The sequence below is a fragment of the Pantoea sp. A4 genome (assembly GCF_000295955.2).
GTDB lineage: Bacteria > Pseudomonadota > Gammaproteobacteria > Enterobacterales > Enterobacteriaceae > Pantoea > Pantoea multigeneris.
The window spans coordinates 218,090-243,133 of record NZ_ALXE01000019.1; the positions used below are offsets into that span (position 1 = coordinate 218,090).

The following is a 25,044-nucleotide window of genomic DNA, read 5'->3' on the forward strand; positions in this document are numbered from 1 at the left end:
GCTCAATACTACTCGAATATTGTCGCCACGCCAATCATCGCAATTTCGCGCTATAATGCGCCAATTGTGACTGACTGCAAAGACCATGCGAAAAACTTCTCAACGAAATCACCAGGATAAACGATTCAGCCGCCCCGCACGCCGCCCGGAACGCGCGCGCGGGCCTCGCCGCGTCATACTCTTTAACAAACCTTTTGATGTTTTGCCGCAATTTAGCGATGAAGCAGGCCGTCAAACGCTGAAGGATTTTGTTCCCGTGGCGGATGTGTATGCGGCAGGTCGGCTCGATCGCGACAGCGAAGGGTTGATGGTATTGACCAATGACGGCCAGCTCCAGGCCGCACTGACCCAACCAGGCAAACGCACCGGCAAAATTTATTTTGTTCAGGTGGAAGGCCAGCCGCAGGAAGCCGATCTGGCACAATTGCGGGCTGGCGTCACCCTTAATGATGGCCCGACCCTCCCGGCCGGGGTGGAGGCGGTCGACGAGCCAACGTGGCTGTGGCCGCGCAATCCCCCGATTCGTGAGCGCAAAAACATTCCCACTCAGTGGCTAAAGATCACGCTATTTGAAGGCAGAAACCGTCAGGTTCGCCGCATGACGGCGCATATTGGTTTCCCCACCTTGCGCCTGATCCGCTACGCAATGGGGGAGCATACCTTAGGGCAGTTAGCATCGGGTGAATGGTGCGAAATCACCGCCTAACGGGTTCAGCAACACATAACCGCAGGTTAACTTAACGGGAGATTCGATGTTCAAACCTCATGTTACCGTCGCATGTATCGTCGCAGCACAGGGTGAATTACTGGTGGTAGAAGAGCGAGTTAACGGCCGCCCCACGCTCAATCAGCCTGCTGGCCACCTCGAAGCCGAAGAAACCGTGCAACAGGCTGCGCAGCGCGAGCTGTATGAAGAGACCGGAATTCATGCCGAAATGCAGTATTTCCTCGGTGTTCAACAGTGGATCGCCCCGGATAACACCCCGTTTCTGCGCTTCTTGTTCGCGCTGGAGTTAACAGAAAAAGCGGTTACCCAGCCGCAAGACAGCGATATAGACCGCTGCTGGTGGCTGACACCGGAACAGATTATCCATGCAGATAACCTCCGTTCGCCGCTGGTCGCCGAAAGTGTCCGCTTATGGCAGCAAAATGTGCGTTATCCGTTAACGTTGTTGAGTGCCTTTCAGTGGCCGTTTGCGCAAGGTGCGCAACAGGGACAGGCGTGATAGAATACGCCGCCTGTTTTTATCGCTAGTGAGTTAAAGTCATGTCTGACAACAGCCAGAAAAAAGTGATCGTCGGTATGTCCGGCGGCGTCGATTCTTCCGTTTCCGCCTGGTTACTGCAACAGCAGGGTTATCAGGTTGAAGGCCTGTTCATGAAGAACTGGGAGGAAGACGACGGCGAGGAGTATTGTACCGCAGCTGAAGATCTGTCTGATGCACAGGCTGTCTGTGACAAACTGGGGATCAAGCTCCATAAAGTCAATTTTGCCGCCGAGTACTGGGATAACGTGTTTGAACACTTCCTGGAAGAGTACAAAGCGGGCCGCACGCCTAACCCCGATATCCTGTGTAACAAAGAGATCAAATTCAAAGCGTTTCTGGAATTCGCGGCGGAAGATCTCGGTGCCGACTTCATTGCCACCGGCCACTACGTGCGTCGCCAGGATATTGACGGTCGCAGCCACCTGCTGCGCGGGTTAGATGGCAATAAAGACCAAAGTTATTTCCTCTACACCCTCAGCCATGAGCAGGTCGCGCAGAGCCTGTTCCCGGTGGGCGAGCTGGAAAAACCCGAGGTTCGCCGCATCGCTGAACAGCTGGATTTGATCACCGCGAAGAAAAAAGACTCTACCGGCATCTGCTTCATTGGTGAGCGTAAGTTCCGTGACTTCCTCGGCCGCTATCTGCCAGCACAACCCGGCGTCATCGAAACCGTCGATGGTCAGGTTGTGGGTGAGCATCAGGGTCTGATGTACCACACGCTGGGCCAACGTAAAGGTCTGGGCATTGGCGGTCTCAAAGAGAGCAAAGACGATCCATGGTACGTGGTCGACAAAGACGTTGAACGCAACCGTCTGATTGTGGCTCAGGGGGGCGAACACCCGCGCCTGATGTCCGTAGGATTGGTCGCCGGGCAGCTTCACTGGGTTGATCGTGCTGACATTACCGCACCCTTCACCTGTACCGTGAAAACCCGCTACCGTCAGACCGATATTCCTTGCACCGTAGCCCCGCTGGCTGATGGCCGCATTGAAGTGCGTTTTACCGATCCGGTCGCCGCAGTGACACCAGGCCAGTCTGCCGTGTTCTACCTCGGCGAAGTGTGCCTTGGTGGCGGCGTGATTGAAGAACGCTTGCCGTTAGTGGCGCAGTAACGTTGTTGCTCCCCGTATAAAGGAATAATCGTGGCTAAGAACTACTATGAGATTACGCTGGCACTGGCAGGTATTTGCCAGGCCGCACACCTGACGCAGCAGTTAGCGCATCAGGGGCAGTGCCAACCCGAAGCGTTCACCACCTCGCTGCGTAGTCTGCTTGATCTTAGCCCCACTTCCGTACTGGCTGTGTACGGCAACCAGGAAGCGAATTTACGGCTTGGCCTCGAAACGCTGGTTGCGGTGTTGAACAGTGCGACCCGGCAGGGAGTAGGCGCGGAACTGACGCGTTATACCCTCAGCCTGATGGTGCTGGAGCGCAAACTGAATGCCAACAAAACCGCGCTAAACACCCTGGCACAGCGCATCGGCCAGTTAGATCGTCAACTGGCGCATTACGAGCTGGAATCAGATACCATTACCAGCGCAATGGCGGGGATTTACGTTGATGTGATTAGCCCCCTTGGGCCGCGTATCCAGGTCACTGGCTCCCCCGCCGTTTTACAGAACACCCAGGTCCAGAGCCGGGTGCGCGCCACGCTGTTGGCGGGCATACGTTCTGCCGTATTATGGCAGCAGGTTGGCGGTGGCCGCCTGCAGCTGATGCTTGCACGCAAACAGCTACTGCGTGAAGCGAATAACCTTTTATCCCGCCTGCCGCCAGCGTACTAAGCTGGCGCGGCATTCACGCTTTGCTAAATGATTCAGGAGTTGCACTGATGGAATTATCCTCTCTGACCGCCGTCTCACCAGTCGATGGTCGTTACGGCGACAAAGTCAGCCCACTACGCGCTATCTTCAGCGAATTTGGTCTGCTGAAATTCCGCGTTGAGGTGGAAGTTCGCTGGTTACAAAAACTGGCCGCGACCGCAGAGATCAAGGAAGTTCCTGCTTTTGACGCTGACGCAAACGCTTTCCTTGATGCAATTGTCGCCAACTTCAGTGAAGAAGATGCCGCACGCATCAAAACCATTGAACGCACCACCAACCACGATGTGAAAGCGGTTGAGTATTTCCTGAAGGAAAAAGTGGCTGACGTCGCTGCCCTGCACGCGGTTTCTGAGTTCATTCACTTCGCTTGTACTTCAGAAGATATCAATAACCTGTCTCATGCCTTGATGCTGAACACCGCGCGCCGCGATGTGATTCTGCCTTACTGGAAGCAGATCATTGATGCCGTGAAAGCGCTGGCACAGGAATACCGCGATATTCCTCTGCTGTGCCGTACCCACGGTCAGCCCGCTACCCCATCAACCATGGGCAAAGAGATGGCAAACGTGGCGTACCGTCTGGAGCGCCAACTGCGCCAGCTCGGCAACATCGAAGTGCTGGGTAAAATCAATGGCGCCGTAGGTAACTACAATGCCCACATCTCTGCTTACCCGGAAGTTGACTGGCACCAGCTGAGCGAAGCTTTCGTTACCTCACTGGGCATCACCTGGAACCCGTACACCACACAGATTGAGCCGCATGACTACATCGCAGAGCTGTTTGACTGCATCGCGCGTTTCAACACTATCCTGATCGATTTCGATCGTGATATCTGGGGTTATATTGCACTCAATCACTTCAAGCAGAAGACGATTGCGGGCGAAATCGGCTCTTCTACCATGCCGCACAAAGTTAACCCGATTGACTTCGAAAACTCCGAGGGCAACCTGGGCCTGGCTAACGCTGTGTTGCAGCATCTGGCGAGCAAGCTGCCTGTTTCACGCTGGCAGCGTGACCTGACCGACTCCACCGTACTGCGTAACCTGGGTGTTGGCGTGGGCTATGCCCTGATTGCCTATCAGGCAACGCTGAAAGGCATCTCCAAGCTGGAAGTTAACCGCGCACGTCTGCTGGATGAGCTGGACCAGAACTGGGAAGTCCTGGCGGAGCCAATCCAGACCGTTATGCGCCGTTATGGCATTGAAAAACCTTACGAGAAGCTGAAAGAGCTGACGCGCGGTAAGCGTGTTGACGCTGCGGGTATGCAGGCATTTATCGACAGCCTGGCGCTGCCAGAAGAAGAGAAAGTGCGTCTGAAGCAGATGACACCCGCCAACTATCTGGGACGCGCCATCCAACTGGTTGACGACCTGAAGTAAGTACCCTCTCGCAGACCGGGCCTCCGGTCTGCGTTAACCTGCTGTTTAGCCGCCATCACCTATACTTTCCCTTTCATACTTCATCGTTTCGTTAGTTAAGGATCATATATGCGTGTTTTGGTCGTGGAAGACAATGCCCTGTTGCGCCACCACCTCTCCGTGCAACTGCGTGAAATGGGCCATCAGGTTGATGCTGCCGAAGACGCCAAAGAAGCCGATTATTTTCTGCGTGAGCACCTGCCGGATATTGTCCTGGTCGACTTAGGTTTACCGGATGAAGACGGCATGACACTGATTCGCCGCTGGCGCAGTGAAGATGTCCGGCAGCCCATTCTTGTCCTGACTGCACGTGAAGGCTGGCAGGCGAAAGTCGAAGCGCTGGAAGCCGGTGCCGATGACTACGTCACAAAACCGTTTCACATTGAGGAAGTTGCCGCACGTTTGCAGGCATTGATGCGTCGCAACAGTGGGCATGCCTCACAGATTATTGCGATGACGCCGTTTCAGGTTGATCTCTCGCGGCGTGAACTCACTATTCACGATGAGCCAGTGAAGCTCACCGCCTTTGAATACACCATCGTAGAAACCCTGATTCGCAACGCAGGCAAGGTCGTGAGCAAAGACTCACTGATGCTCCAGCTTTACCCGGATGCGGAACTGCGTGAAAGCCACACCATTGACGTATTAATGGGCCGTCTGCGGAAAAAAATCCAGGCGTTGCATACCTTTGAAGTTATCACTACAGTGCGTGGTCAAGGTTATCGCTTCGATTTAAACGGGTAATATGACCGCACTTAAGATCAAAGGTCCATTTTCACTGCGCGCCCGCTTTTTGCTGGCGTGCGCTGCTATCGTGCTGTTTCTCTCACTCTCCTACGGCATGGTGGCCGTGGTTGGCTATGTGGTCAGCTTTGATAAAAACGCCTATCGCGTCATGCGGGGTGAAAGCAACCTGTTTTACACCCTCGCACAATGGCAGGATAACCGCCTGACGATTGCCCAGCCGGAGCGGATGACGCTCAACTTTCCTACGCTGGTATTTATTTACGATGAGCACGGTCGCTTACTGTGGCAGCAGCGCGATGTGCCGCAGATTCGTAATAAAATTAAACGTGAATGGCTGCTGAAACCTGACTTCTACGAAATTGATACCAACAATCGTACCAGCGTTGTCGCCATCGGCAATAACGAAGCCGCACAGCAGCGTATCCATGCTATTGACAGCAATAACAACGATACCTTTACCCACTCCGTGGCGGTCAACCGCTATGATGCCACCACAAACCTGCCCGCTTTAACCATTGTGGTGGTGGACTCCATCCCACAGGAGCTACAACACTCCGACGTGGTGTGGTCATGGTTCAGCTATGTGCTGGCCGCCAACCTGTTGCTGATTATTCCGCTGCTGTGGCTTGCCGCGCAGTGGAGTCTGCGTCCGATTGGCCTGTTAACGGCACAGGTGCGCGAGTTGGAAACCAACCAGCGCGAAAGCCTGGACGATAATCCACCGCAAGAACTGCGCAGTCTGGTCCGTAACCTTAATCTCCTGCTCGGCAATGAGCGCCAGCGGTATACGCGCTATCGCACCACGTTAGCCGATCTGACGCACAGTCTGAAAACGCCTCTGGCCGTGTTACAGAGTACGCTACGTTCCCTGCGAAACGGCAAGCAGCTGACGATCGAACAGGCCGAGCCGGTGATGCTGGAGCAGATCAGCCGTATCTCGCAACAAATTGGCTATTACCTGCACCGTGCCAGTATGCAGGCCGATCACAACCCGTTACAGCGCGATCTCCACTCCGTCTCTGCGCTGCTCGACAGCCTGTGTTCCGCGCTAAACAAAGTTTATCAGCGTAAAGGGGTCTCCATCAGCCTGGATATTTCCCCTGAACTGACCTTTATGGGCGACCAAAACGACTTTATGGAAGTGCTGGGTAACGTGCTGGATAACGCCTGCAAATATTGCCTGGAATTTATTGAGGTCAGTGCGCGTGAAACGGAACATGCCCTGCATCTCTTTATTGACGACGACGGCCCAGGCATCCCTGAAAGCAAACGCGATTTAATCTTCGTGCGTGGACAACGTGCCGATACCCTGCGTCCTGGCCAGGGACTGGGTCTGGCCGTGGTCCGCGACATCCTCGAGCAGTACGATGGCAAAGTCACCGCATCTTCCAGCCCGCTAGGCGGTGCACGCATGGAAGTGGTGTTTCATCGCCAGGAAGTGGAACATCGTCGCGAGTAGAATCGCCCGCAGGCTGTTATACTTGGCTCCTTGTGTCTTCCTGAGTGGAACAGCGGTATGGACTATCAGCTCGATCTAAACTGGCCTGAATTTATTGAACGCTATTGGCAAAAACGCCCGGTAGTGTTGAAACGTGGTTTTAAAAATTTCATCGATCCTATTTCGCCTGATGAGCTGGCCGGCCTGGCCATGGAAAACGAAGTGGATAGCCGCCTGGTCAGCCATAACAATGGCAAATGGCAGGTTGCACACGGCCCATTCGAGAGCTACGACCATCTCGGCGAATCCAACTGGTCACTGCTGGTGCAGGCGGTTAACCACTGGCATGAGCCTTCTGCGGCACTGATGCGCCCGTTCCGTGCGCTGCCAGACTGGCGTACCGATGATCTGATGATCTCCTTTGCCCCTCCGGGCGGTGGCGTTGGGCCACACCTCGACCAGTATGATGTGTTTATCGTACAGGGCACCGGCCGCCGCCGCTGGCGCGTGGGGGAGAAAATCCCGATGAAGCAACACTGCCCTCACCCGGATTTGCTGCAAGTTGAACCCTTCGACGCCATCATCGACGAAGAGATGGAACCGGGCGATATCCTCTATATTCCACCTGGGTTCCCGCACGAAGGCTACTCGCTGGAAAACGCCATCAACTACTCTGTGGGGTTCCGCGCGCCAAGTGGTCGCGAGCTGATCAGCAGCTTCGCCGACTATGCGCTGGCCAATGAGCTAGGCAGCTACCGCTTCAGCGATCCTGATGTGCCAGCACGCGACTGCCCGTCACAGATCCTGCCACAGGAGATTGAAGGCATTCGTCAAACCATGCTGGATGTGATTCAACAGCCAGAGCAGTTTGATCGCTGGTTCGGTGAGTTTATTTCGCAGACGCGCCACGAGCTGGATCTGGCACCACCAGAACCGCCGTATCAGCCGGATGAGATTTATGATGCGCTACAGCAGGGTGATGCGCTCACCCGCCTCGGCGGCTTGCGCGTGCTGACCATCGGCAACGCGGTCTATATCAACGGTGAACAGCTCACTTCCCAGCGCCCGGAATTCCTCGCGGCACTGGCTCATCATCAGGAGCTGACGCTGGAAGATTTCGGCGATGCGCTGGATGATCCCGCCGTACTGGCGCAGTTGGCCGGGCTGGTCAACAGCGGTTACTGGTTCTTCGGCGAATAAGACTTCGCGCTGAACGCACAGCCCCGGCACAGACCGGGGCTGTTTTCTGGCTAACCCGCCATCAGGTCGGGGAACTTGTCCCGCAATGTGCGGAATATTTTGCCCATATCAGCCTCCTCACCACTGGCTTCAACCGCCTGAAACACCTGTGTTTTCAGATAATGTCGCCAACTGATCGGCGCGGCCGCAAGAAACGCCGTTAAATGTTCATAGCGCTGCGGCGTCCATAGCGCTTCAAAGGCCTCACGTGCCGTCCCTTTATCAAAATGGCCCTGACTGGCAGGCATCTCCGCACGCAATGCTGTACTGGCAGCGTCATCGACTTGTCCATCGATAATCACCACACCATACTGTTCACGCGCGGCGCGCACCGTAATGAAACCACAGCGCACATCTTGCAATACTGCCTGAATATCGCGCCGTGCCGGGTCACCATATCCCCCTGCGCCCGGCCCACACACTTCGACCACGTCTCCCGGCTGGCAACGAATCACATCGGTATTACCGTGTTCAATCACCTTCCCCTGACGGTGGGTACGAAAGTGCGATAATCCTCCCGCGCGTCCACCCAGTACTCCCGCAGAAGCAAACACCGAGCGATTGCGGTTCCGCGCAGTAATCACCGTTTCCGGGGCAAACACTTCAAATATCATCTGGGTTGCCAGACCACCGCGATAACGTCCGGCACCCGCGCTGTCGGACTTCAGGCCATAGCGATGAAAACGAATCGGCACTTCAGCTTCGTTTATCTCAACCGGGGTATTTTTCAGAAACGCAGAGAGCCCACCAGAACCGTCTGGCCCATCGTGCCGCGGCGTCCCCCCGGCCCCTCCGCCAACCGGTCCAAGAGAGGCCACCACGCTACGATTGCGACTGTCGCTGGTGCGGATGTTCATAATGGAGTTACCCCCCGGCGAATTGGCGGGTAGCCGGTCAGGCATCGCCAGCGAAAAAACGCCAATCGTCGCAATCTGTGACAGCGCACAGGTCAACGAACGCATGCCAACAGCGGCAGGCGCTTCGCAGTTCATAATGGTGCCCGGTGGTAAAATGGCGCGCGTTGGCCGTAGCGTACCGGCGTTCAGCAGCAGGTTACGATCCAGCGTCGAGAGAACATAAGTGACGCCGACCAGCGCCAACGGATGCCGTTCGCGCCCACCGGTTGGCATATTCAGCGAAGACGCTAACTGCGGATCGCTACCGGTATAATCCAGCTCCAGCGTCTCTCCCTGCACCCGCAGCGTGATCGCGACCCGGCAGGGATAACCCCCTTCGCCATCTTCATCGGCATAATCCGCGTAGAAGTATTCACCGTCGGGAATGGAGGCAATAATGCTGCACGCCTGACGTTCGGCGTAGTCCAGAATGCCTTCAATGCCCGCCACAAAGTCGCGAAGGCCAAAGCGTTTGATGATGTCATGAATTTTGCGCTCACCCACGTTGACCGAGGCAATTTGCGCTTTGAAATCACCCCAGTTCTGATCCGGCACGCGCACATTGAGGCGCATAATCCGCGCAACATCTTCGTTCAGCTCGCCACCGCGCATGATTTTCAGCGGCGGTATGCGAATGCCCTCCTGCACAATTTCGCTGAGCGAACGTGAAAGTGACGCAGGCACAGCGCCACCTACGTCAGTATTGTGAATATGCCCTACCACGAAGCAGACAATTTCCCCCTGCCAGAAGACCGGCTTCCAGATATGAATATCCGGCGAGTGCGTCGCGACATTACCGGCGTAGCTGTCGTTGGTTATGCAGATATCCCCTTCAGCATAATCTTCGATTAACGCCAGAACCGGCGCATAGTCGATGCCACTGTACCAGGGCGCGCCAAAACTGCGCGGAGAGGCAAAGGCCATCCCGTCACGGCTGACAATCTGGCAGGAGAAATCTTCCGTCTCTTTCACAAAGGTAGAGTGGGCAGTACGCATCAGGGTGAAGGCCATGGCATCAGCCGCCGCAGCGCAGTAGTTTGCCAGGATTTGCAGGTTACGTCCGTCAATCGCCATCTTATTCCCCCTCCACATGGGTGATCAGCAGGTTGCCAAAGTGGTCGACATTGACCTCCATGGCCGGTGGAACACAGGTGGTACAGTCATCCTGGGCGATAATAGCCGGGCCAGGTATGTGGTGCCCGGCGCGTAGCGTATGGCGGGCAATCACCGGGACCTGATGTGTCGCGCCATCGATCCAGGCCTGAGCATATTTGACCACCTCTACCGCGCCACTGGCGGGCGGCAGACGATTGAGCTGCGGTTTCGCCGTGGGTGAAGTGATCACCAGGCGCAGGTTGATCATCTGCACCGCTGCGTCCGCATCACAGTGTCCAAACAGTTGCTGATGCTGGCTATCGAAAGCGGCATGGATAGCACCGACATCAGCCTGATGCAGCCAGGAGAGTTGCAACGGAACTTCAATTTCAAACGACTGGCCGCGATAGCGCATATCGGCACTGAACAGCAAAGTGGCGGGTAGCGCACCGTGTTCGTGAGCTAACCACTGCCGGGCGCGCTGACTCAGGGCTTCCGCTTCGGTGGCGAGTTTATCGGCCAAACGCAGATCGAGGTCACTGTAGAGCGTGCGAATAAAATCATTACGAATATCGGCCACCAGGCCACCCAGCGCGGAGAGCACGCCAGGCGTAGGCGGCACGATGACCCCTTTCATGTTCAGCTCTCGCGCAAGGAAGCAGCCCATCATTGGCCCTGCGCCTCCAAAGGCCAGGAACCAGAATTCGCGCGGATCAAGACCAAAGCGAGAAAGCAGGCCACTGGTGTCACCATACATCCCCGAAATAGCCAGCTGGATCGCCGTTTCTGCCGTCTCTTCAACGGAGATGTGCAACGCATCGGCCAGTGGCTGCCAGGCAGCACGAGCGGCTGCAACGTCCACCTGCACGGCGTTGTAGCCCAGGTCACCATGGCCGATCATACCGCAGGCAGCAAAAGCATCGGTTGCGGTAGGCTGGGTGCCGCCACGACGGAAGCAGACCGGCCCAGGCAGCGACCCCGCACTGTCGGGGCCCATTTGTAATACGCCCTGGCCGTCGATCCATGCCAGCGAGCCGCCCCCCTGCCCGACTGAAGTGACGGCTACGGAAGGGATGTAAATGGGGAAGTCACCGATAATTTCGCCATTGCCCTGGGCAACGTGTCCCTCCACAATCACCGCGACATCGGCACTGGTGCCGCCAATGTCCAGGCTAAGGATTTTGTCGAAACCGCAGTGAGTAGCGATGTAACTGGCCCCAATTACGCCGGATGCCGTGCCAGATAGCACCATCTGCACGCACTCGCGCTTCGCCTGCTCCACCCCCATCACCCCGCCATTAGATTTGGTAATACGCGGTGGCGGCTTAACGCCCATGGTGGACAGCGCCTGCTCAAATTTCTCCAGATAGTTAATGACCATCGGCTGTACATACGCATTGATCACTGCCGTGATGGTACGTTCATATTCACGGATGATTGGCCAGATCTCGGAAGAGCACGACGTCAAAAACTCAGGCGCAGCTTCAGTAATGATCGCTTTAACTGCCGCCTCATTTTCACCATTTCGGTAGCTGTGCAGTAATGAAACCACGATCCCCTGACAGCCTGCGGCCCGCGCTGCGTCAATAGCCGCCAGCACGCTGGCACGATTGACCGGCTGTAATACCCGGCCATCACGATCGGTCCGTTCCTCAATCGCAAAGACCCGATCGCGGCTAATCAGCGGTAATGGGCGTCGTGAGAAGAGATCGTGAATATGGGGGATTTTCAGCCGTGCCAGCTCCAGCACATCGCAGAATCCCTCGGTGGCAAACAGCGCCAACTTCACGCCGCGCCGTTGGATCACCGCATTGATGCCCACTGTGGTGCCGTGGGTGAAGTAGTCAATTTGCTGCGGATCGATGTTATCCCGCTGGTGAAGCTGCTGTAGACCGGTAAGAATTTCACTGCCTGGCTGGTCTGGCCGTGACAGGACTTTCAGGGTGTGGATCTGGTTTGTGTGCTGATCCAGCACGGCGAAATCGGTAAACGATCCGCCTATATCAACGCCAACGCGGTAGCCCATGGTGAGTAAAGCTCCAAATCAGGAGAGAGGGAATTCCATCAACTTGTGTGGTTCCTGCACCACGCGCCAGCCGAGCCGCTGGTAGATTGCGTGAGCATCATTGGTCGAGAGCATCCAGCGGTGGACCGTTTGTAGTTCCGGGTGTTCACGTACACAGATCGCCAGCCAGCTACCTAAACCGCGACCACGCCAGCGGTCATCGATAATGACATCGCACAGCCAGCCAAAGCGGGTGTAATCGGTAATTAAGCGAGCAAAGCCAATCTGCTGCTGCTGATAATAGAGGCCAAACGGCAGCGCACCGGCTATGGCACGCTCGGTCTTAGCCCTCGGCTGGCCTTTTGCCCAGTAAGAGCGTTCCGCCAGTTGATGATGGATCCAGTCAATATCCAGCCGTTCACGGCAGGTTGAAATCTCAAATTCATCTTGTTGCCACTGTTGGTCGGCAATGTTCAGGCTGCTCATGGTGGCTTCCGGTTATGGGGGGAAATTTATTGTAAAACGGTGATGTGATGACGGTTGCTGAAACTGCCGAGCAAAGCGTCGCAAACTGCGCGAATTTTCCCGGGAAATGAAATTTTATGCTGCGGATGAACTTTTGGGGCAGCCATAATTAAACGCGATGGATGTAAATAAAGATAAAGCGGGTTGACGGGTGTTGGTGATTGGTAAATAGTTTGCGCCACTGTGGGATATGGATAAGGGAGTAACAGATGGATAAGGTGAATGAAGAGACATTGTTGGCGGCAGGGTTTGACTCCATGCAGATTATGATGTTGCAAAATGCAGTCAAGAACAGAAAGGAGTCTTTTTCCTTTCTTGTAAGAAGCCTTTCCGCGCGTTTCACTTTAAATATCTGGATTAACTTTTTATTTTTAACATTACTTATTTTAAAGTATGTAAATGGACCAGATCTTCACTTCAAAGCATTACTAATAACAGTAATGATATGCGAAGTGATAATCTGGTCAGTAATGCCTTCCAGGTTAGCGTATATTTCCTGGAAGGCCAAGCGCAGAGTTATTTAGTTATTCTTCTACAGCAGCATTAATAACACCTATAATAGCCTTTGCTTCAAGCCCAAAACCAACAACTTTTATCGTAAGCATCGAGCTGGACATTTTATCAGCATTTCTATAGAAATCACGTGGAATATGCCTAAACAATGAAAATGTCCCTTTCTTTTTCAACAACCCGAAAACATTAAATGTGTTCGCAGCTAAGCTTATAGTTTTGTATGTCGCAAGCCCTACTTTTGGACTAAACCCTAAAAATTTAGCCATAGAAATAAATTCATCTGCTACTATACCTTCATATTTTTTATCCCCACTGATGGAACTCACAATTTCTTTAGAAATTGTATTAAAACCATCAATAACCAGAACCGCACCAGCAACCATTCCCACAGGATGGAGTGTTGCAAAGAGAGATGAGCCTGCAACTATTGAAAACACGCCTAAGATCAACGTGACACCAGTGATAATGTATCCTACGATTTTATTTTCATCCCGAACAATTTCTACCTGGGCATAAACCTTAGCAATTTTTAAACGTAATGATCGGTCTTGTTCCTGCAGATGCTCACTCTCTTCACGTAATGCTTTAAATGGTTCAAGTAAAGCCTCCGAGCTTTTAGCTGTTCGTGCAATAGCAAATTGTTTCTCTATGAACTGCTGAACCTCTTTGAGGAAAGATAACCGTGTCAGTCCATCCTTAAGATGGTAAGCGCCTATCTTTGTTGCCAAAGAGGTTAACTTTCCTGCCTCAAGATTAATCATATTCACAGCCCAGGCACGGTCGCGCTGCCCGTTGAAGTGGGTAATATCCATTATCGCTTCCTTTTTTAGATAATAGTAAACCGCAGAACGACAAAAGCGTTCTGCACAGAGGTTAAAATTTAACAGCGCGTTTTTATCTCACACTCAAATTCAAATAACAACAAGACCGTTCTGAGCGAGAGAAATATTTATTATTAGTAGATAATGTAAGTTATTCAGTTTATTCACTGCGAGGTGGAGAGTTTTTCAGTTATGAGACACCCCTCTCAGTTACGTGAAATTCATTACATGCACCTAATTGCCATTCATTAAAAAATACCACTTTCGATTGCAATGTAAATAAATATAAACCAAGTTGACGGATAACAGCGGATTAGTGAATAGTTTGCGTCACGATAGTATTTGGGTAAGGAAGTGACAATTGGATAAGGTAAATGAAGAGACGTTACTGGCAGCAGGGTTTAGGCCGGTTGATATATTCCTCTGTCAGATTATCAGCGAAGATAACACGATGGAACTTCATGAATCTCTTCCTGAAATAGTTAAAAGATTCAAACGCCTGTTTAAATGCCTCTTTTCGATAATACTTTTCTCTTTATTGATAGTAGACATTTCTGACTGGAACATTCTTTTAGCGTGTACACTTATATCATATTCACTTATTCCTGCTACTTTTCCAGTCAGGATCGGATACAAAGCCTGGCTGTTATACAGCATTAAAATAAAACCACTTAACAACATCATTACCAAATAAAACCTGAATGAATTTTTTAGTCAACCATCAAACCACACTTTTTGCAATAATCTTAGGCAGAAAACGGCTATGCAAGCTCTATCTATAATAAAACCTGCACAGCGCAGTGTGGCTTAAGCACCAAATTCCACGGAGTTCTGTTTAGCAATCAGAGAACGCAGGGGAACCGTACTTTTCATGATCGGGGATTTAATCACGATATAGCTGAAATACTTGTCGATGCCGATTTGGGCATCCAGCAGTTTCTCAATCACTTCCTGGTAGTGTTCAATACTGCGGGTAATAAAGCGCAGTAAATAGTCGTAACCACCGGTAATCAGGTGGCACTCCAGCAGCTCGTCCACTTCGCGGATCGCATTCTCAAACTTCATAAAGTCTTCGCGGCGGTGGCCGGAGAGCGTCACTTCAGTAAACACCGTCACGGAGTCCGTGATCTTGGTCAGATTAATATGCGCTTCATAACCGGTAATAAAACCGGCTTGTTCAAGGCGCTTTACGCGCTGCAAGCAGGGGCTGGGTGAGAGTCCGACTGCATCTGCCAGATTGACGTTGCTGATACGGCCATCTTTTTGCAGTTGCACCAGAATGTTGATATCGATGCGGTCTAATTTCATTAAGCCGTTCATAGCACCCCTCATTGTTAAACAACTGTGCAGGATATCCCGATGGTATAGCATGCTTTGCCCTGGTTGTGCCAGCGTTACCGCTGGCAGGCATCATCGGGACTGTTATGTAATTATTCCAGCAAAATCAATGAGGAAAGACGATTACCCCAGGCGACCCGTGGCGCGAGCCAGCGCGATATCGAAGATATGCAGCGCCTCTTCCAGTTGGGAATCGGTGGTGACCAGTGGCGCAAGGAAACGCACGGTATTGCGATGTAATCCACACTTAATCAGCAGCAGCCCTTCCTGACAGGCACTGTCGAGGATTTTTTGCGTCAGCGCGGCATCGGGCTTACCGGTTTCAAAATCAAGAATTTCCACCGCCTGCATAAAGCCAACGCCACGCACATCACCAATGCAGGCATATTTTTCAGCCAGTTGACGCAGACGAGCATTAAGCTGTGCGCCCAGCTGATTCGCACGTTCCAGTAAATTATCGTGCTCCAGCAGATCCAGCACCGCCAGTGCTGCTGCACAGGCCAGCGCATTTCCCCCGTAGGTGCCACCCAGACCACCCGGTGTCGGTGCATCCATCATAGCAGCACGCCCCACCACACCCGAGATAGGCAGACCACCACCCAGGCTTTTCGCCACGGTGACCAGATCCGGCTGAATACCTAACTGCTGGAAGGCAAACATCGTGCCGGTGCGGCCAAAACCGGTCTGCACTTCATCGCAGATCAGCATAATGCCGTGCTGCTGGGTGATACGGCGCAGAGACTGCATAAAGGCGGCACCCGCTGGCAGGAAGCCACCGTCACCCTGAACCGGTTCGATAATGATTGCCGCCACACGCTCTGGCAGGATCTGCACCGCAAACAGCTGGTCCAGCGCTTTAAGACAGTCAGCCTCAGTCACACCGTGCAGTGGATTAGGGAATGGCAGACGATAGATGTCTGAGGGGAACGGACCAAAGTTCTGCTTGTATGGCTGGCTCATCCCGGTCAGGGTCACACCCAACAGCGTACGGCCATGGAACGCGCCATCAAAGGCGATGACACCAGGGCGATTCGTGTGTGCACGCGCAATTTTCACCGCATTTTCTACCGCTTCGGCACCGCTGGTGAAAAACACACTCTTATAGGCTTCGCCCTTGCCCACCAGCTGATTGAGACGCTGAGCCAGCTCAATATAGCCGGGATAAGCCACCACCTGGAAACAGGCGTGTGAGACCAGACCTAACTGCTTAGTCACCGCATTAACGACCGCCGGATGGTTATGCCCGACGTTCAGCACACCGATACCACCCACAAAGTCGAGATAGCGATTCCCTTCTACATCCCACACTTCGCTACCTTTCGCACGTTCGATTACCAGCGGATGGGCAGTAACAATACCACGCGGCACGTTCTGCTCACGCGCATCCAGTAACACATTGTTGTCCGACCAAGTCTGTTGTTCTGTCATGACATTCTGCATTTTAAACCCCTATCCACGTCACATTTGATTGGCTCAAGTATCGCAATCTGCTGGCATCTTCTGCTGCCGTTATTGGCGATCCTGCGGCATTTCCTGTCAAAATCGGCACACTTACAGTAAAGATCTGTTGAAGATTAATAACCCTGCTGGCGGTCAATCACACCACGTAAACTCTCTCCACGCTGCCAGCGACGCAGGTTCTCCAGCAAGGCGGCGAGCGCCGTTTCAGCCTGAGTCGTGCTGGCGATATGGGGCGTCAGCCAGATCGCGGGATGTCGCCACAGCGGGTGTTCGGGAGGAAGCGGTTCAGGATCGGTCACGTCCAGCACCGCAGCAGAGAGCTGGCCACTCTCCAGTGCCGACAGCAGATCACCCTGCACCAGTTGCTGTCCACGCCCTGCCTGAACCAAAGAGGCACCACGCGGTAACTGGGCAAACAGTTGCGCATTGAGCAGCCCTCGGGTCTCAGGGGTTAGCGGCAACAGGCAGATGAGAATGTCGGTACGGGCGAGAAAGTCAGCCAGCTGTTGATTACCGGCAAAGCACTGTACGCCGGGGATCTGACGCGGCGAACGGCTCCAGCCAGCACAGTCAAAGCCCAGTGAGACCAACTGCTGGATCGCTGCCTGCCCGAGCTCGCCTAACCCCATAACCCCTACCCGCCGCTGCGCTGGCGGTTTAATCGGATGTGTCTGCCACTGTGCGGCTCGCTGTTGCTGGAAATAGCGTGGCATATCGCGATGCAGGCCAAGCACCGCAAAGGTGACATACTCCACCATGCCTTGCGTCAGGCCCGGTTCGATCATCCTCACCACCGGCAAGCTGGCAGGCAGTTGAGTGAGATCGAACTGGTCCGCGCCGGCACCCACCGAGATCAACAGTTTCAGATTTGGGAATACCGTCATCAGATCGGCGGGAGGCTGCCACGCCACCAGCACCTCAACCTCCTCCGCAATGCCGATTTCCGGCCACAGGTGGAGCTGAATATCCGGTGCATGCTGTGCCAGCCACTGCTGCCACAGCAATCCACGTTGCGGTTCCGATTTATAAACGATCTGCATCATGCCATCGCCTGTGTCATCAGGCCGAACGGCTGCATCCCACCGGCCTGTGCTGACCATGGCGTGCCTTTGAACATCAGCACTGGCGCATCGACTTGCACCAGTCCCAGGGTATTTAACCACTCTCCCAGAGCCAGACTGCCATCGGTATCGATACGCACAAACTCACCTTGCAGGCCCTGAATCAAGTTCGTGACTAACGCCTGGGCACTAGCCAGATCGGCGGCAATCACCGGACCAATCGCCCAGCCGTGACCAAAACGGCGCAACGCGGCGAAACCGCGTACGCTGCCATCTTCCTGCCGGGCAATCTGCACGGTTGCACTGCTGAGGAGTTGGTCGATCAGTGCGGGGCGCAGCAAGCCGTGCGCCTGATGATCCAGCGCCGTTAACTGTGCAGCCTGCTCCACGCCCGCGGGATGAATGCTGATGCCTTGCGGCAGCATGACTGGCGGGACACTCGCCAGTGATCGCGTCTGGTGCTGCTGAATATGGCCGTAGCTGCGAAAACCGAGCTTTTCATACAGCCCTTTGCCCATTTCCGTCGCGTGCAGGCGCACGTTGTAACCGGGATATTTTTCCAGCAGCCCCAGCATTAACTGTTTACCAATGCCTCGCCCCTGATGTGCATCGCTGACGATCACTAAACCCAGCGTGGCGTAGTGTTCACCCCAACGCCAGCCAATGGCACTGCCGACCAGTTCACCCTGATCCTCTGCCACGATGCCCTCACCCAACGCCAGCGCCTGCTGCCAGTCTTCTGGTCGATGTGGCCATTTAAGATGCTGCGTCATGCTGTAGCAGGCGTTGAGATCTGCGGCGGTCATAGTACGAATGATGATGCTCATGGCTGTCTCCTTACATCATGCCCGGCGCGGCAAGATCGCTGCCATCCACCAGGCGGGAATAACGGTAGGGGGTGGGATCGACAATCGGTGTATCGCCAGTAGCGAGATCCGCTGCCAGCCGTCCCGCACCAGGACCGATACCGAAACCGTGCGCGCTGTAGCCCGCCGATAAGATCAGACCTGGCAATTTTGGCACCGCTGAGATCACCGGGATGGCATCTGGCGTACTGTCGATCATGCCCCCCCAGGATTGGGCAACGCGCAGGTTTGCCAGCGCCGGATACTCTTTGCGCATCGCCATTAACCCCTCCTGCACAATGGCCTGATCGGCGTCCGGATCCATAATGCGCACGCGCTCAAAGGGCGAAAGCTGGTCAAACTCCCAGCGACCAAACGCCTCTGGCCCGCGCAGGAATGGCCGGATGCCCGGACGGAACTTCAGATTTTTACGGCGGCTGCGGAAGGTGTCCATAAACTGACGCGCATAGCGAATGCCCTGCGCCCCCGGTTCCAGACGTCCACGCCCCGATACCGAAACGGTATAACTGCCGTCGATCTGCGGGCGGCAGGCAAAGCCTGGCGTGTAGAGCGGCAACGCAATCGCCTGTTCAATGGGATAGGTGCGGAAGGCCGTGCCTATCACGTTACCTAACGGGAGATCGATGCCGTGACGGCGACAGAACATTGAGGTCCAGGCACCGGCCGCGCAGATCACACGGGTGGTTTTAATCAGGCCACGTTCGGTCCAGACGCCGCTCACCGCACCTGCGGAAATGTCCAGCCCGCGCACGGCACACTGCTGAAAGACCTGAGCGCCTTGGCGCTGTGCAGCAATCACTAACCCGGCGGAGGCCAGACGCGGCTCTGCATGGCCGTCGGTTGGAGAGGAGACACCGCCTAACCAGCGGCTGGTACTGCCCGGCGTCATCGCCTTGGCCTGTTCGGCGTTAAGAATGTCGCTGCGCACGCCGTACTGTTTTGCCATCTGGCCCCACTTTTCCCACGCGGCAATATCACTCTCATTGCCGGTGGCGTAGACCAGCCCTGAACGACGGAAACCCAGCTCTTCACCGGTCTCGTTACCGAGTTCACCCCAGCGTTGCAGCGCATGGATGATCAACGGGAGTTCACGTTCGTCGCGGTTCTGTTGGCGGCACCAGCCCCAGTTGCGGCTGGACTGTTCACACCCCACCAGACCTTTCTCTACCAGCACAACTTTTAAGCCTTTTCGGGTCAGTTCCCAGGTGGCGGCTGAACCGGCGATCCCCGCACCGATGATCACAACATCAGCGGAATCGGGTAAATATGCACTGTCCTGGACGTAGCGTATTGGTGCTGGCATAGCCTTGTTACCTCTGTATTTTCTGGAGGGATTCCCCTCACTGCTCAATTCATCTGTTTTACGGTGAAGCTGAACATCATCTGCGGCTACTCCGCCTTTAACACTTCTTCGTGCTCATCCAGCCAGCCCTGCCGTAGCTCTGGCACGGCGCGTTTGAGGCGCTCGAAATAGAGCTCCGTACTCGGTTTATCGTAATCTTCACGCGGGAGATGGGTCACGATACGCCCACTCTTCATCACGACAATATCATCACAAACAGCACGCACGGCGTGCATATCGTGGCTGATAAAAATCACCGACAGCCCCAGTTCACGGCGTAGTTCGTTGATCAGATCCAGCACCGCAGAGGCCACGACAGTATCCAGTGCAGAGGTCACCTCATCACACAGAATAATGTCTGGCTCGGCCGCCAAAGCGCGGGCCAGATTGACGCGCTGCTTCTGGCCGCCGGACAACGCCCAGGGGCGGCGATCCAGCACTGTCCGCGGCAGTCGCACCAGATCCAGCAGTTGATAAAGACGCTGCTGACGTGCCGCACCGCTCAGACCGTGGAACAGTGCCAGCGGTCGGCTCAAAATGCGCTCCACGCTGTGCGCCGGGTTCAGCGCAGTATCCGCCATCTGGAAGACGTACTGAATGCGGCGCAGTTCATTATCAGGGCGTTTGTGCATGTCCCCCGCAATATAGTGGCCGTTAAATAACAGGTGACCGTGGCACGGCGCATTCAGGCCCGCAATGGCGTGCGCCAGCGTAGTTTTCCCCGACCCTGATTCACCAATAATGCCAATCGACTGTCCCTTCCAGAGCTGTAGATTAATGTCAGCCAAAATCAGGTTTTTTGGCTGACCGCTGCTGTCACGCGGGCCATAACCGGCTGAGAGATCGCGCACTTCCAGCAACGGCTGCATCTCCGAGTCCGCACGCAGCCAGCTACTCGGACGTGGTGCCTGACGAGCCGCATCCATTAACTGTTGGGTATAAAGTTCTTGCGGCGCACCGATCAGCTGTTCCGTTGTGCCATATTCAGCAATGCGTCCACGCAGCAGGACCAGAATCCGGTCGGCCATCTGCGCGACCACCGCCAGATCGTGGCTGACATAAATCGCCGTCACACCACGCTGTGCCACCACGCGACGAAACGCTTTCAGCACTTCAACCTGGGTCGTGACATCCAGCGCCGTGGTCGGTTCATCAAGAATTACCACATCCGGGTCGCCAATCAGCGCCATTGCCGTCATTAAACGTTGCAACTGGCCGCCAGATACCTGATGCGGATAACGATCGCCAATATGGTCGGGATCGGGCAGTGCAAGCTCACGGAACAGCGCCAGCGCTTTCGCTTTGGCCTCTTTACGCGTCATGGTGCCGTGGATCACCACCGGCTCGATCACCTGATCGATAATCTTCATACCGGGGTTAAACGAGGCTGCGGCACTTTGGGCAATATAGGCCACTTTGTTACCGCGAAATTCGCGCAGCTGGGCAGCACTGAGGTGGTGCACATCCGTTCCGGCAACATGAATCGTGCCGCCGGCGATGCTACAGCCCTGGCGGGCATAGCCCATCAGCGCCATGGCAATGGTGGTCTTGCCCGATCCAGACTCGCCGATCAACGCCAGCACTTCACCTTTTTGCACGGTAAAGCGGATATCGGAGACCAGATCGATCTCATTGCCACTGTCGGTATGCGCAACCACACGCAGGTTTTCTACGGCAATAACGGGACGTGCAGAGTGGGGTGTCACGTTCATGCTCCCTCCTTCGCCAGCGTCATTGGACGCATCGCTTGCAGGCTGTCAATAAACAAGTTGGCGCCGATGGTGAGACTGGCAATGGCCAGTGCTGGCATCAATACGGCGGGTGAGCCGTCAAACAGCCCCTGCAAGTTTTCACGCACCAGCGTGCCCCAGTCGGCATACGGGGGTTGAACCCCCAGTCCGAGGAAACTCAAACCGCTCAGCAACAGCACGATGTAGACAAAACGCAGGCCAAAGTCGGTCAGCATCGGGTGCAGCATATTCGGCAAGATGTCATGGATAGCGACATACCAGCGGCTCTCACCACGCAAGCGAGAAGCACGAACGTAGTCCATATTGCGCAGGCTACTCGCCATGGCAAAGGCAATGCGGAAAGCACCGGGCCAGTAGGTAAACGTAGCGGTCAGGATCAGCATCGGCAGTGAAGAGCCAAAGACGGCAACAATCATCAGCGATAACACTTTGCCTGGCAGCACCAGCAGTGCGTCGTTAACGCGACCGAGCAGCTCTTCAATCCAGCGTCCGGCCACCGCCGCCAGCAGGGCCAGCAGGGTGCCGACCAGGCTTGCCAGCAGGGCAGCACTGAGCGCCAGACCGATGGAGAAGCGGGCACCATACAGCACGCGGCTCAGCATATCGCGTCCGAGATAGTCCGTGCCCAGCAGGTTTTCATGGGTGAAACCGCCCAGAATCGGACCGCCGCCAATGTCTTCTACGCTATGAGGAGCCAGGGCGTTACCAAACAGCGCCATCAGCAACCAGAACAGGGATATCGTCAGCCCGAGTCGTCCAGAAATGGACAGGGCACTAAAGAAACGCCACGGTAGCAGTAAAATTCTCATGCGCTTCTCCATTTAGGGTTAAAGGCGATGGTGAGGATATCTGCCAACAGCAGCAACAGCAGATAACACGCAGCAAACAGCATCACACAGAACTGCACCACCGGCAGATCGCGGTTGCTCACGGCATCCACCAACTGGCTGGCGAGGCCCGGATAGCTAAAGATGCTTTCAATGATGATGACGCCGCCAAACAGGTAGGAGAGACTCAGACAGATAGCATTCGCAATCGGTCCGACGGCGTTGGGTAAAGCATGACGCAGTACCGCACGGATCGGCGAAACCCCTTTCAGACGCGCCATCTCCAGGTACGGGCTGTCCAGTTGGTTGATGATGGCTGCGCGGGTCATACGTGCCATCTGTGCGACCAGCACACAGCACAGTGTTAACACCGGCAGCGCATAAGCTTTGAGATAGCTGATCACATCAAGATGTGCGCCGCCCAGCGACATCGCAGATACCCAGTGCAGCTTCACGGCAAAAATCAGCACCGCGACGGTGGCCACCAGAAACTCAGGTACGGCAACTGTTGCCATGGTAGCGATCACCAGCGCCCGATCCAGCAGGGAACCGCGATTCATCGCAGCGATAATGCCAATCGTCAGCGCCAACGGCACACAGATCACCGTGGTGATCCCCGCCAGCTCGAACGTGGCGGGAATGCGCTGTGACACCAGTTGCATGACCGGCAGATGACTGGCAAAAGAGGTGCCAAAATCGCCCTGCAACATACCGCCCAGCCAACTGAAGTAACGCATCAGCAGGGGTTGATCCAGCCCTAACTGCTGGCGTAACGCGGCTACCGTCTCTGGCGTCGCGTTTTGCCCGAGGATCATTTGTGCGGCATCGCCGGGCAACAAGCTGGTGATAAAAAACACCACCGCCGAGACGATCAGTAAAGTCAGAATGCCAGCACCGGCGCGGCGGGCAATCAGGAACATCATGTATCGGTTCATCGGCGAACCCCCTCTTCAGACAGAACAATCAGGCAGTAAGCCAGGCGAACTCATGGAAGCGATAACCCATCATCATGCCCGTTGGCCAGGCCTCTACCCCTTTCACTTTTTTGCTGTAACCGTCATTCGCACTGATAAAGGTCGGAATGAGGGTGCCACAGTGGTCATAAATCAGGGTCTGCATATCGCCATACATCTGCTTGCGTTTCGCCTGATCGCGTTCACCGCGTGCCGCGACGACCAGCTGATCGAACTGCGGGTTTTTCCAGCCAGATTCGTTGTTCGGCGCACTGGAGAGATAAAACTGCGAAAACAGCATATCCAGCGTTGGGCGCGGGTTAATGGAACCGTAACCGATGGGATCTTTGGTCCAGTGCGTTGACCAGTAGCCGTCATAAGGCACACGCCGGACTTTTACTTTCAGTCCAGCCTGCGCGGCAAACTGTTGGATCAGCTGCCCACCTTCCACTGAACCCTCGATATTTGGCGTGGTAACGATCTCGACGGTTTGCCCCGTCATACCGGCTTTCTGTAAGTGGAATTTGGCTTTTTCCACATCCAGCGCACGCGGCTTCAGATCGGCGTTATACAGCGGATGCCAGGGTGGCACTGGCGTATCATTACTGACATCGCCATAGCCTTGCAGCACGGTCTTCACCAGCATTTCACGCGGTTGCAGGTACTTCATCGCCAGCACGAAATCTTCGTTACTGCCCGGCTTGAGGTCGGTACGAATGATCAGGTTGGTGTACATGCCAGATTTACTCTCCAGCACGGCAAAATCACTGCTGGCTTTAATGCGCTTGCAGTCAGAGGCGGTCAACGTAGAAACGATATGCAGATCGCCAGAGAACAGCCCGTTGACGCGTGCCGCCTGGTCGGTCACACCTAACAACTCCACTTCGTCCAGATGTGGCAAGCCTGCCTTGAAGTAGTTCGGATTGCGTGTCCCCACTGTACGCAGTCCCGGCTGGAACTCTTTCAGGACAAAAGGTCCGGTACCGATGCCTTTACTGAAATCTTTGGTTCCATCCGGGATAATCAGGAAAGGGGCGGATGAGAGCATAAACGGCAGATCAAAATTCGCCTGAGATAACTCCAGTTTCACCTCGCTATCATTGACGGCGGTGAAGGTTTTGAACTGCTCTGCCAGTTTGAAAGCGTTGGAGGCCACGGCAGGATCTTTATGGCGACTCAGCGAGTAGATAACGTCTTTGCTGGTTAACGGCTGCCCGTTATGGAAATTTACCCCTTTACGCAGCACCAACTGCCAGGTAATACCATCATCAGAGTGCCAGCTTTCCGCCAGCGCGGGCTGGACGTTCAGGCTTTTATCCAGCTCGGTTAAACCGCTGTAGAACATGTATTGGCGGCTGTAGTCACCGCTGTTATTACCCTTGGCGGGGTCGAGTGTGTCGGTGGCAGAGGCGTTGGCAAATGCGGCACGCAGCTTGCCGCCCTTGACGGGGGGCTCGGCTGCAAAGCTGGTTTCAGGAAAACCCACCAGGCCCGTGCTCATCACTGCACCTGCGGATAACAACTTCATCAGACCACGGCGCGATAACCGCGCTTCAGTAATGGCCTGGGTCAGGGCTGGATTTATTGCGCCAGACTCTTTATTAAATTTACTCATCTGCACACCCCTCAAAATGGAACTGTTATTGATAAAAATGCG

General features: G+C 54.7%; 23 protein-coding genes. 9 read left to right on the forward strand and 14 right to left on the reverse strand.

What is annotated here, in order from left to right; genetic code table 11:
- Nucleotides 1-85 precede the first annotated feature (85 nt).
- The 8 genes from rluE (at nt 86) to B880_RS0105565 (ending at nt 7,894) form a co-directional block, all read left to right on the forward strand.
- Nucleotides 86-706, forward strand: coding sequence for a 23S rRNA pseudouridine(2457) synthase RluE (gene rluE, locus B880_RS0105530; RefSeq protein ID WP_017346385.1), 621 nt, complete (start codon nt 86-88; stop codon nt 704-706).
- A gap of 46 nt (nt 707-752) precedes the next feature.
- A complete protein-coding gene (locus B880_RS0105535; protein WP_017346386.1) occupies nt 753-1,226 on the forward strand; it encodes an NUDIX domain-containing protein in 474 nt (157 codons plus the stop codon).
- Between the two features lie 41 nt (nt 1,227-1,267).
- Nucleotides 1,268-2,380 (forward strand): tRNA 2-thiouridine(34) synthase MnmA, encoded by a 1,113-nt coding sequence (gene mnmA, locus B880_RS0105540; protein WP_017346387.1) that lies wholly within the window; start codon nt 1,268-1,270, stop codon nt 2,378-2,380.
- 30 nt (nt 2,381-2,410) lie between these two features.
- On the forward strand, nt 2,411-3,052 hold the full coding sequence (gene hflD, locus B880_RS0105545) for a high frequency lysogenization protein HflD (protein ID WP_017346388.1): 642 nt from the start codon (nt 2,411-2,413) through the stop codon (nt 3,050-3,052).
- Between the two features lie 47 nt (nt 3,053-3,099).
- Entirely contained in the window at nt 3,100-4,470 is a 1,371-nt protein-coding gene (gene purB, locus B880_RS0105550; protein ID WP_017346389.1) for an adenylosuccinate lyase, read from the forward strand.
- 108 nt (nt 4,471-4,578) lie between these two features.
- Complete coding sequence (gene phoP / locus B880_RS0105555; protein ID WP_017346390.1) at nt 4,579-5,253, forward strand: two-component system response regulator PhoP; 675 nt, start codon at nt 4,579-4,581, stop codon at nt 5,251-5,253.
- 1 nt (nt 5,254) lies between these two features.
- Nucleotides 5,255-6,715, forward strand: a complete 1,461-nt coding sequence (gene phoQ, locus B880_RS0105560) for a two-component system sensor histidine kinase PhoQ (RefSeq protein WP_017346391.1) — start codon at nt 5,255-5,257, stop codon at nt 6,713-6,715.
- A 57-nt stretch (nt 6,716-6,772) separates the two neighbouring features.
- Entirely contained in the window at nt 6,773-7,894 is a 1,122-nt protein-coding gene (locus B880_RS0105565) for a ribosomal protein uL16 3-hydroxylase (RefSeq protein ID WP_017346392.1), read from the forward strand.
- Between the two features lie 50 nt (nt 7,895-7,944).
- Here B880_RS0105565 and B880_RS0105570 read toward each other — a convergent pair whose 3' ends face one another.
- From B880_RS0105570 to B880_RS0105580, 3 genes are read right to left on the reverse strand one after another with little or no spacing between them, the layout of a single operon-like run.
- Complete coding sequence (locus B880_RS0105570) at nt 7,945-9,903, reverse strand: hydantoinase B/oxoprolinase family protein (RefSeq protein ID WP_017346393.1); 1,959 nt, start codon at nt 9,901-9,903, stop codon at nt 7,945-7,947.
- Between the two features lies 1 nt (nt 9,904).
- Nucleotides 9,905-11,950, reverse strand: coding sequence for a hydantoinase/oxoprolinase family protein (locus B880_RS0105575; protein ID WP_017346394.1), 2,046 nt, complete (start codon nt 11,948-11,950; stop codon nt 9,905-9,907).
- Nucleotides 11,951-11,968: 18 nt separating this feature from the next.
- On the reverse strand, nt 11,969-12,415 hold the full coding sequence (locus tag B880_RS0105580; RefSeq protein WP_017346395.1) for a GNAT family N-acetyltransferase: 447 nt from the start codon (nt 12,413-12,415) through the stop codon (nt 11,969-11,971).
- A gap of 248 nt (nt 12,416-12,663) precedes the next feature.
- On the opposite strand from B880_RS0105580, the gene B880_RS0105585 reads away from it, so the two are divergent.
- Complete coding sequence (locus tag B880_RS0105585) at nt 12,664-12,978, forward strand: hypothetical protein (protein WP_017346396.1); 315 nt, start codon at nt 12,664-12,666, stop codon at nt 12,976-12,978.
- Here B880_RS0105585 and B880_RS0105590 read toward each other — a convergent pair whose 3' ends face one another.
- The 11 genes from B880_RS0105590 to B880_RS0105640 form a co-directional block, all read right to left on the reverse strand.
- On the reverse strand, nt 12,979-13,779 hold the full coding sequence (locus tag B880_RS0105590; RefSeq protein WP_017346397.1) for a DUF4225 domain-containing protein: 801 nt from the start codon (nt 13,777-13,779) through the stop codon (nt 12,979-12,981).
- 468 nt (nt 13,780-14,247) lie between these two features.
- Complete coding sequence (locus B880_RS26640) at nt 14,248-14,472, reverse strand: hypothetical protein (RefSeq protein WP_157060513.1); 225 nt, start codon at nt 14,470-14,472, stop codon at nt 14,248-14,250.
- A 123-nt stretch (nt 14,473-14,595) separates the two neighbouring features.
- The gene (locus B880_RS0105600) at nt 14,596-15,108 is read right to left on the reverse strand and encodes an Lrp/AsnC family transcriptional regulator (RefSeq protein ID WP_017346399.1); all 513 of its coding nucleotides are present in this window, start codon (nt 15,106-15,108) and stop codon (nt 14,596-14,598) included.
- 141 nt (nt 15,109-15,249) lie between these two features.
- Nucleotides 15,250-16,566 carry a 4-aminobutyrate--2-oxoglutarate transaminase gene (gabT, locus tag B880_RS0105605; protein ID WP_017346400.1) on the reverse strand — a complete coding sequence of 439 codons (1,317 nt, stop codon included), beginning with the start codon at nt 16,564-16,566 and terminating at the stop codon, nt 15,250-15,252.
- Nucleotides 16,567-16,700: 134 nt separating this feature from the next.
- Nucleotides 16,701-17,627, reverse strand: coding sequence for a 2-hydroxyacid dehydrogenase (locus tag B880_RS0105610; protein WP_026042441.1), 927 nt, complete (start codon nt 17,625-17,627; stop codon nt 16,701-16,703).
- A complete protein-coding gene (locus B880_RS0105615; RefSeq protein WP_017346402.1) occupies nt 17,627-18,475 on the reverse strand; it encodes a GNAT family N-acetyltransferase in 849 nt (282 codons plus the stop codon). Before B880_RS0105615 ends, B880_RS0105610 begins: the two co-directional genes overlap by 1 nt.
- Before the next feature lie 10 nt (nt 18,476-18,485).
- On the reverse strand, nt 18,486-19,817 hold the full coding sequence (locus B880_RS0105620; RefSeq protein WP_017346403.1) for an NAD(P)/FAD-dependent oxidoreductase: 1,332 nt from the start codon (nt 19,815-19,817) through the stop codon (nt 18,486-18,488).
- Between the two features lie 86 nt (nt 19,818-19,903).
- Nucleotides 19,904-21,568 (reverse strand): ABC transporter ATP-binding protein, encoded by a 1,665-nt coding sequence (locus B880_RS0105625; RefSeq protein WP_017346404.1) that lies wholly within the window; start codon nt 21,566-21,568, stop codon nt 19,904-19,906.
- Nucleotides 21,565-22,416, reverse strand: a complete 852-nt coding sequence (locus B880_RS0105630; protein ID WP_017346405.1) for an ABC transporter permease — start codon at nt 22,414-22,416, stop codon at nt 21,565-21,567. The genes B880_RS0105625 and B880_RS0105630 overlap by 4 nt, the downstream gene beginning before the upstream one ends.
- Nucleotides 22,413-23,369 (reverse strand): ABC transporter permease, encoded by a 957-nt coding sequence (locus B880_RS0105635; protein ID WP_017346406.1) that lies wholly within the window; start codon nt 23,367-23,369, stop codon nt 22,413-22,415. The genes B880_RS0105630 and B880_RS0105635 overlap by 4 nt, the downstream gene beginning before the upstream one ends.
- 28 nt (nt 23,370-23,397) lie before the next feature.
- On the reverse strand, nt 23,398-25,002 hold the full coding sequence (locus B880_RS0105640; RefSeq protein WP_017346407.1) for an ABC transporter substrate-binding protein: 1,605 nt from the start codon (nt 25,000-25,002) through the stop codon (nt 23,398-23,400).
- Nucleotides 25,003-25,044 lie beyond the last annotated feature (42 nt).

Bases quoted from the DNA above. Each gene is read 5' to 3' on its own strand.
- B880_RS0105565 (WP_017346392.1), top strand. From the start codon at position 6,773: ATGGACTATCAGCTCGATCTAAACTGGCCTGAATTTATTGAACGCTAT.
- B880_RS0105590 (WP_017346397.1), bottom strand. From the start codon at position 13,779: ATGGATATTACCCACTTCAACGGGCAGCGCGACCGTGCCTGGGCTGTG.
- B880_RS0105575 (WP_017346394.1), bottom strand. From the start codon at position 11,950: ATGGGCTACCGCGTTGGCGTTGATATAGGCGGATCGTTTACCGATTTC.
- phoP (WP_017346390.1), top strand. From the start codon at position 4,579: ATGCGTGTTTTGGTCGTGGAAGACAATGCCCTGTTGCGCCACCACCTC.
- mnmA (WP_017346387.1), top strand. From the start codon at position 1,268: ATGTCTGACAACAGCCAGAAAAAAGTGATCGTCGGTATGTCCGGCGGC.
- B880_RS0105640 (WP_017346407.1), bottom strand. From the start codon at position 25,002: ATGAGTAAATTTAATAAAGAGTCTGGCGCAATAAATCCAGCCCTGACC.
- B880_RS0105625 (WP_017346404.1), bottom strand. From the start codon at position 21,568: ATGAACGTGACACCCCACTCTGCACGTCCCGTTATTGCCGTAGAAAAC.
- B880_RS26640 (WP_157060513.1), bottom strand. From the start codon at position 14,472: ATGATGTTGTTAAGTGGTTTTATTTTAATGCTGTATAACAGCCAGGCT.
- B880_RS0105580 (WP_017346395.1), bottom strand. From the start codon at position 12,415: ATGAGCAGCCTGAACATTGCCGACCAACAGTGGCAACAAGATGAATTT.
- phoQ (WP_017346391.1), top strand. From the start codon at position 5,255: ATGACCGCACTTAAGATCAAAGGTCCATTTTCACTGCGCGCCCGCTTT.
- gabT (WP_017346400.1), bottom strand. From the start codon at position 16,566: ATGCAGAATGTCATGACAGAACAACAGACTTGGTCGGACAACAATGTG.
- B880_RS0105615 (WP_017346402.1), bottom strand. From the start codon at position 18,475: ATGAGCATCATCATTCGTACTATGACCGCCGCAGATCTCAACGCCTGC.
- B880_RS0105585 (WP_017346396.1), top strand. From the start codon at position 12,664: ATGGATAAGGTGAATGAAGAGACATTGTTGGCGGCAGGGTTTGACTCC.
- B880_RS0105620 (WP_017346403.1), bottom strand. From the start codon at position 19,817: ATGCCAGCACCAATACGCTACGTCCAGGACAGTGCATATTTACCCGAT.
- rluE (WP_017346385.1), top strand. From the start codon at position 86: ATGCGAAAAACTTCTCAACGAAATCACCAGGATAAACGATTCAGCCGC.
- B880_RS0105570 (WP_017346393.1), bottom strand. From the start codon at position 9,903: ATGGCGATTGACGGACGTAACCTGCAAATCCTGGCAAACTACTGCGCT.
- B880_RS0105635 (WP_017346406.1), bottom strand. From the start codon at position 23,369: ATGAACCGATACATGATGTTCCTGATTGCCCGCCGCGCCGGTGCTGGC.
- B880_RS0105600 (WP_017346399.1), bottom strand. From the start codon at position 15,108: ATGAACGGCTTAATGAAATTAGACCGCATCGATATCAACATTCTGGTG.
- B880_RS0105535 (WP_017346386.1), top strand. From the start codon at position 753: ATGTTCAAACCTCATGTTACCGTCGCATGTATCGTCGCAGCACAGGGT.
- B880_RS0105610 (WP_026042441.1), bottom strand. From the start codon at position 17,627: ATGCAGATCGTTTATAAATCGGAACCGCAACGTGGATTGCTGTGGCAG.
- B880_RS0105630 (WP_017346405.1), bottom strand. From the start codon at position 22,416: ATGAGAATTTTACTGCTACCGTGGCGTTTCTTTAGTGCCCTGTCCATT.
- purB (WP_017346389.1), top strand. From the start codon at position 3,100: ATGGAATTATCCTCTCTGACCGCCGTCTCACCAGTCGATGGTCGTTAC.